Annotated in this window: 6 protein-coding genes; all 6 read left to right on the forward strand. The window is 32.8% G+C overall.

The features are described 5' to 3' along the window. Positions 1–9: 9 nt before the first annotated feature. The 6 genes from neuC (at position 10) to BACFIN_RS06660 (ending at position 6431) form a co-directional block, all read left to right on the forward strand. Positions 10–1155 (forward strand): UDP-N-acetylglucosamine 2-epimerase, encoded by a 1146-nt coding sequence (neuC, locus tag BACFIN_RS06680; protein ID WP_007755357.1) that lies wholly within the window; start codon positions 10–12, stop codon positions 1153–1155. A 6-nt stretch (positions 1156–1161) separates the two neighbouring features. Then, complete coding sequence (locus BACFIN_RS06675) at positions 1162–1851, forward strand: acylneuraminate cytidylyltransferase family protein (protein WP_007755359.1); 690 nt, start codon at positions 1162–1164, stop codon at positions 1849–1851. A gap of 329 nt (positions 1852–2180) precedes the next feature. Next, positions 2181–2585: an acyltransferase gene (locus BACFIN_RS0220025; RefSeq protein ID WP_007755362.1), complete on the forward strand. Its 405-nt coding sequence runs from the start codon at positions 2181–2183 to the stop codon at positions 2583–2585. 104 nt (positions 2586–2689) lie between these two features. Beyond that, positions 2690–4192, forward strand: coding sequence for a lipopolysaccharide biosynthesis protein (locus BACFIN_RS06670; RefSeq protein ID WP_149923725.1), 1503 nt, complete (start codon positions 2690–2692; stop codon positions 4190–4192). Positions 4193–4195: 3 nt separating this feature from the next. Beyond that, complete coding sequence (locus BACFIN_RS06665) at positions 4196–5377, forward strand: hypothetical protein (protein ID WP_007755366.1); 1182 nt, start codon at positions 4196–4198, stop codon at positions 5375–5377. After that, the gene (locus BACFIN_RS06660; protein WP_007755368.1) at positions 5367–6431 is read left to right on the forward strand and encodes a glycosyltransferase family 4 protein; all 1065 of its coding nucleotides are present in this window, start codon (positions 5367–5369) and stop codon (positions 6429–6431) included. The genes BACFIN_RS06665 and BACFIN_RS06660 overlap by 11 nt, the downstream gene beginning before the upstream one ends. Positions 6432–6629: the final 198 nt, after the last annotated feature.

Here is a 6629-nt window from a genome sequence, read left to right on the forward strand (position 1 = left end):
AAATAATATATGAATAAATATAGAGTTGCCTTTGCTACTGGATCACGGGCTGATTATGGAATTGTACGTAACTATATTGCAAAATTGAATGCTGATACAGAAGTGGATTTTTGTGTTCTTACTACAGGAGCTCTTTTGATATCTCAATTTGGTAGTGCAGTTAATGTTATAGAACAAGATGGCTTTCGTATTGATTATAGAAATGTAATTCCACAAAAGATGGGTTCTCTTCATGATACATGTCATATCATGGCTCGAACTCTTGATGATTTCAGTCTATTTTTTTCTGAACATAAATATGATCTTCTTATTATTTTAGGTGATCGCTATGAGATATATAGTGTATCTATTGCTGCAGCAATGCATAGGATTCCTATTTTACATCTTCATGGAGGAGAATTAACAGTTGCCAATTATGATGAGTTTATTCGTCACTCTATAACTAAGATGGCTACATGGCATATTACTAGTACAGAAGAATATCGTAATCGTGTAATTCAATTGGGTGAGAAGCCAGAGAACGTTTATTATTTAGGAGCTTTGGGAGCAGAAAACTGCATGCATATCAATATGAAAAATGTATTAGCAGAACTACATGGTTTATATAATTCGTTTGTTGTTCTTTTCCATCCAGAGACTCTTAATAGCGTATCACCATTAGAGCAAGTTGAAGAAATTCTTGAAGCTATAGAGTCATACATAAAGATTTACAAATTCATTTTTATAGGTTCAAATGCAGACACATATGCAGATCTGATAACTTGTCGGGTTAAGGAGTTTTGTAATGCTCATATTAATTGCTTTTTTTATACTAATCTCCATCCGGATAGTTATCACTATGCGGTTCAACAGTCAATAGCTCTTATAGGAAATTCAAGTAGTGGTATCATTGAAGTTCCTTCTCTTGGCAGTTATACTATAAATATAGGTGATCGTCAAACGGGACGTGTTAAGAGTAGTAGTATTTTGGATGTTCGCTGTAATGCAACTGCTATAAATGGGGCTATTCAATATGTTATTGAACATAAAGATACCCCAATAATAGATACCCCTTACTATAAGAAAAATTCAGCAGAGTTGTATTATCAAACTACTATGAATATCCTCCGTAGTAGTAAACAACAGTATAAAGAATTTTATGATATTAAGTTTTAAAAATATATGAAACGGATAGCAATAATTCCTGCACGTTCTGGTTCTAAGGGACTTAAAGATAAGAATATCATAGAGCTATGTGGGAAGCCTCTTATGGCGTATTCGATAGAAGCTGCATTAGGTACTGGATTATTTGAGCATGTCATTGTTTCTACTGATTCAGAACACTACGCAGACATCTCTCGCCAATATGGCGCAGAGACAATGATGAGAGGTGAAAGGCTCTCTGATGATAAAGCCACAACATATATGGTTTTGAAAGACATACTTAAAAATAGATTAACTGAAACTATTGATTATTTTGTACTTCTCCAGCCAACATCTCCTCTTCGTACATCTGCGCATATTGAAGAGGCTATAAAAAAGTTCGAATCAAGGTATCAAGAGTTTGATTTTCTTGTATCTATGAAGGACTCTGAATATGCAAGAGTGCTTGTGAACCCTATTGATGAGGATGAAAGTCTAAAATATTTTGATACGGATTTCGCTAATTATCGACGCCAAAACTTCAAAGATTATTCTCCCAATGGAGCTATCTTTATTGCTAAACCAAAGGAATATTTAGAGAGAAAGCATTTTTTTGGTTCTCGTACTATTGCATATTGTATGAATAAAATAGATTCGATAGATATTGATGATAATATTGACTACCAATTAGCTAAAATATTGTTGGAAAATAAGCAAGTACTAAAATAGGAAGACTTATTTAATTATTATGAAGTTTTCGAAATGAGGATATTATAGTTTATAAATAAGAATGCAAATGAGTTTTATAGCATTAATGAAAAATATTCTTAAACCTCTAAAGAATCGCTTGTACTCTTTATCCTTGTATTTACAGAATTAATGGAGATAATGATGTTAGGCTAAATGGAGCGAATCTTCGGAGAGTAAAGATAAGAATCAAAGGAAGTAGCAATAAAATATATATAGAATCAATCCAAACGATTGAGGATACGATTATTAATGTAAATTACAGTAAATCAGAAATTTATATTCTGTGTTGTGTTAGCAATTTGAATATCATGATAATGGATGATGGGAGTAGTGTGACGATAGGAAACAAAACTACAATCAATGGGGCTGAATTTTGGGTTACAGAAGGAAAAGATATCACAGTAGGTGAAGGTTATATGTTTGTAAAGAATATTAAATTGATTACAGGGGATACTCATGCCATATTTCAGAATGGTAAGCGATTAAATAAGGGAGGTTCTATTTCTATTAGTAATCATGTTTGGATTGGTGCTAATGCAAAAATAATGAAAGGTATAGTGATGCTTTTGGGATCTATTATTGGCAATGCATCATTGGTTACCAAAGTGCTCGAAGAAGAAAATGCTATATATGTAGGAACTCTAACGAAGTTGATTAAAAACAATATTTGTTGGTATAGAGATAAGAAGTATAGATTACTTGATGCGTTATAGGTTTACAGTGGTATAATTAATTAAACAAACTATAGTGAGTAATTAAAAATTAGTTATATTAATCAATGACAAGCAGAATACAGAAGTCTATAAAAAATGCCAAAGTGAACGTGATATTTTATGTTATCACGGCAGTTTTGGCTTTCTTCTCTCGTAAAGTTTTTTTAGATAATCTTGGCACAGAGTTCTTGGGATTGTCATCAACGTTAGGCGATATACTCAATTTGATGAATATCACAGAACTAGGGATTGGCACTGCTGTTGGTGTTACTCTTTATAAGCCTTTGTTTAATGATGAGAGAGAGAAAATAAGTGATATTATATCGGTGTATGGATTCCTTTATTCCCGTATAGGTATATTAATAGGTAGTGTCAGTTTTATATTTTCATGCTTTTTCCCGTTAATGTTTAAGGATATAAATATTCCATTATGGTTGGTGTATTTCATGTTCTTCTCAATGGTATATGGTGCTCTGCTTAGTTATTTTGTTAATTATAAGCAGATTATTCTTTCTGCATCGCAGAACAACTATGTAATAATGTATCGCTATAACATTATTACTGCTGTTAAGACGGTGTTACAGATGATGTCATCATTACTGCCATTTTGTTATATTTGGTGGATATGTTTGGAGATTGTTGCGGGAACAGTAAACTCGATCATTCTTCATTTTTCAGTGAAGAAACGTTATCCATGGCTAAATACTTCAATTAAATCGGGAAGAGCAAAATTTAAAGACTACAAAGACTTGTGGGTAAGGACAAAGCAAGTTTTTGCATTTAAGTTATCTCATTTAATATTTAACGGGTCAATAAACATTTTTATAAGTATTTTTTCTTCATTGTCTATGGTTGCAATATATGGCAATTATAATATGTTGATGTCTAAAATAACAGCCTTTTTTGATGGTCTATTTATTGGTATGGGAGCTAGTATAGGAAATTTAATAGCAGAGGGTAATAAAGAAAAATTACTTAAAGTATTTTTTGAACTTATGAGTTTAAGATATTTTGTTGCAGGACTGTGCAGTATAACGCTTTATTTTGCTGTCCCAAAGTTAATTCTTGTATGGTTAGGTGAAGAATATATTATGCCTCAATTAGTTCTCATACTGATGTCTATTCATATTTTCATACTTCAAGCGCGTCTTACTGTGACAAATTTTAAAGATGCTTATGGATTGTTTCAAGATGTGTGGGCTCCAATAGCAGAGGTGTTTATTAGCATGTCTCTATCATTAATATTAGGTAAGTATTTTGGATTGCCTGGTATCTTATTTGCTTTTACAATAGCAGATCTGCTTATAAAAATTTGTTGGCAACCATATTATTTATTTAAAAATGGTTTCCAAATGTCCATAATTAAAGAATATCTACCTGTGTTTTTAAAATATGTTGTTATCCTTTGTATAACAATATGTGGTGTTTTGTATGTGGAAGGAGGAATTAGTTCTTTGGTTAATTCAACTTCAATGATTGGTGCTTTTATGTATAGTTTTATTATTGGATGTTTAATTTTATTTCTCCTTACCATATTCTTTATGTGTTTCGACAAAAACTTTAGATTTTTAATGATTCACGTTAGAGATTATTGGAAAAATAAATAATGTATGATGTTTTTCGATATCTTATATTCTTTTGTTCAATTGATTAAGCACATTTTGTTTGGCAAAAATATAGATGTAATTCTATATTATCCGCAACATTTTAATCGTTCAACTAAAGGTACGAATCCTTATTTTGATTCGATAGTTGAGATTTGCAAAGAGAATGGAGTAAAATATCTTATAATGGAAGAACCTGATAGTGGTACTTCTAATCCTCGCGATCCTCAGTGTATGAAAGCAGATGCTTTCTTTTGGATTGTGACGATAATGCGTAAGCTGATGCGTGTTGGTCATAAAGGAAAAGCACCTGTAGAGATAGATGCGAATATAGCTCATTTTTGGGATGCAATTACCTTTCATAAGTTTAGAGCAAAGAGGTATATTACAATCTCAAACTCTATGATTGATGTTTTAGCTGAGTTAAATCCAAACGGAATAGTGTACGATTACCAACATGGAATCATATTTAATGGACATCCGGGATATTTCGTAGAAAAAGACTATTTGGTACCTTCATATATAAAGTCCAATAGACGTGTCATGTTATGGGGAACGCTTTATCGACGCGCTTTTGATGGGGCTTTGTTCAAAGATGAATTATATAAGAGGATAAAAGTGGTTGGTTATCCAATACGAAATTCTGTGATTGATATTGTATATCAAAAACGAGAGTGTGTTATAATATCTTTACAAATAACATCAGATGGTGAAATGTGGTATAAGCATTCGCCTAAGATGTTGTATGAGTGCTTGGAGCAATTGGATAAATGGGGTTATAAGGTGTTGTTGAAGCACCATCCTCGTTTTAATAATGAGGTAGATTTGAGTGATGTCACTACAAAATATCCGTTTGTAGAGTTTACCACAAAAACATTAATAGAGTTGGTTCCTTTAGCTTTATTCCACATTACATGGAGTTCTACTACTAGTTTCGAATATGCAAATTTTGGTGTTCCTACTTTTTTCTTGGTTGATGAGATGTTGTCTCATGGTACAACAATCTTTTATGAACAATATCGCTATCCTCTTTATGAAAGTATGAGTTTATTAGAGGTGGGAACACGGATAGCGGACAAGCAGGTCTATGAAGAAGATTGTAAGGTTGTAAAGGAGTGGTATGATAGTGCATACGCTTCGTTTAACAGACAGCAGGTATTAAAAATACTCACAGGAAATGAAGACTAAAAAGATAAAAGTGTTCCTTGGAGGATACGTTAATTACACTAATGCGCAAAATTTGAATTGTCGTGCTTTGGCGAAATATCTTAATAAGGGGAAGATTGAGTGTGCGGCAATGCTTTTTCCAAATGGTAATTTGAGTGTGGATAGTGATTTGGTTGGCATAAAGTTGTTTAAGTGTTTGCGTCCTCAATGTTATTTTCGTTATCTTACATATTTGAGAGGTATTATGTGGTGTGACGTGGCATATTTGCCAAAAGGTGAAATATGGGAGTTCTGTAGTAGGTGTCTGAAGTGGTTTGGTAAGAAGTCGTTCACCACTGTTGAGGGGGTCATATCAGGTACAAATCTAGATAAATCTATTGTATCTTATGGCTCTAAGGAAGCTATTGTAAACGTCTATAGCTTTACAACGAAGACCTATGCTATTACTAAATACATGTCTGAGAAGAATAAGGAATTGCTGGGGATTAATTCTGACGGAGTGCTGTATTTAGGTATTGACACAGAGCTATTTCAACCTCAAAGTAGACCTAGAGATAAGTTACATAATATAGCGTTTATAGGTAATAATATTCGCTATAAGGGTATTGATGATTTCTATGCAATAGCAGAGAAGTTTCCGGAGCTCACTTTTCATATAGTTGGTGGTGGTATTGGTTATGATGTAGTTGAGGAAATTGGATCCAAAGGACTGAGGAACTGTGTCTATCATGGTTTAATGGACCATACTCAAATATCGGAGTTTCTCAAAGGTATTGATTTGCACATTTTTCCTTCTCGTTCTGAAGGCTTTCCAAAAGTAACACTTGAAACGGCAGCTATGGGGGTACCGTCCATTGTTTATTCAGATTATGGGGCCTCGGAATGGATTACCACAGGGAAAAATGGTTATGTGGTTGATAAAATAGATGATATAGAGGTGATACTCAAAGATCTTCAGCAAAGTCCTTGGAAACTCAATACTCTTGCGGACGAAGCTATAAAATTGGCTGAATCATTTGATTGGCGGGTGCTTATTAAAGATTGGGAGAAGGTAATAGAAAATTTGGTTAGATAATACACATTGTTAATAAAATTACTTTTGTAAAAAGTATATAAAAGTGCTGAATTCATTTTTACTGTTTTTTGTATTGTTTGTAGTGTTGAGACTATGTTCTTATGTTGATAATAAGAAAACTTCATTACCGTCATATTTTATTTGTGATAACTTGATATTATGTAAAGACGTATTGTCATTGTCTAATACTTCAGTATA

It is taken from the genome of Bacteroides finegoldii DSM 17565, assembly GCF_000156195.1.
Lineage (GTDB): Bacteria > Bacteroidota > Bacteroidia > Bacteroidales > Bacteroidaceae > Bacteroides > Bacteroides finegoldii.

Bases quoted from the DNA above. Each gene is read 5' to 3' on its own strand.
- neuC (WP_007755357.1), top strand. From the start codon at position 10: ATGAATAAATATAGAGTTGCCTTTGCTACTGGATCACGGGCTGATTAT.
- BACFIN_RS06675 (WP_007755359.1), top strand. From the start codon at position 1,162: ATGAAACGGATAGCAATAATTCCTGCACGTTCTGGTTCTAAGGGACTT.
- BACFIN_RS0220025 (WP_007755362.1), top strand. From the start codon at position 2,181: ATGATAATGGATGATGGGAGTAGTGTGACGATAGGAAACAAAACTACA.
- BACFIN_RS06665 (WP_007755366.1), top strand. From the start codon at position 4,196: ATGATGTTTTTCGATATCTTATATTCTTTTGTTCAATTGATTAAGCAC.
- BACFIN_RS06660 (WP_007755368.1), top strand. From the start codon at position 5,367: ATGAAGACTAAAAAGATAAAAGTGTTCCTTGGAGGATACGTTAATTAC.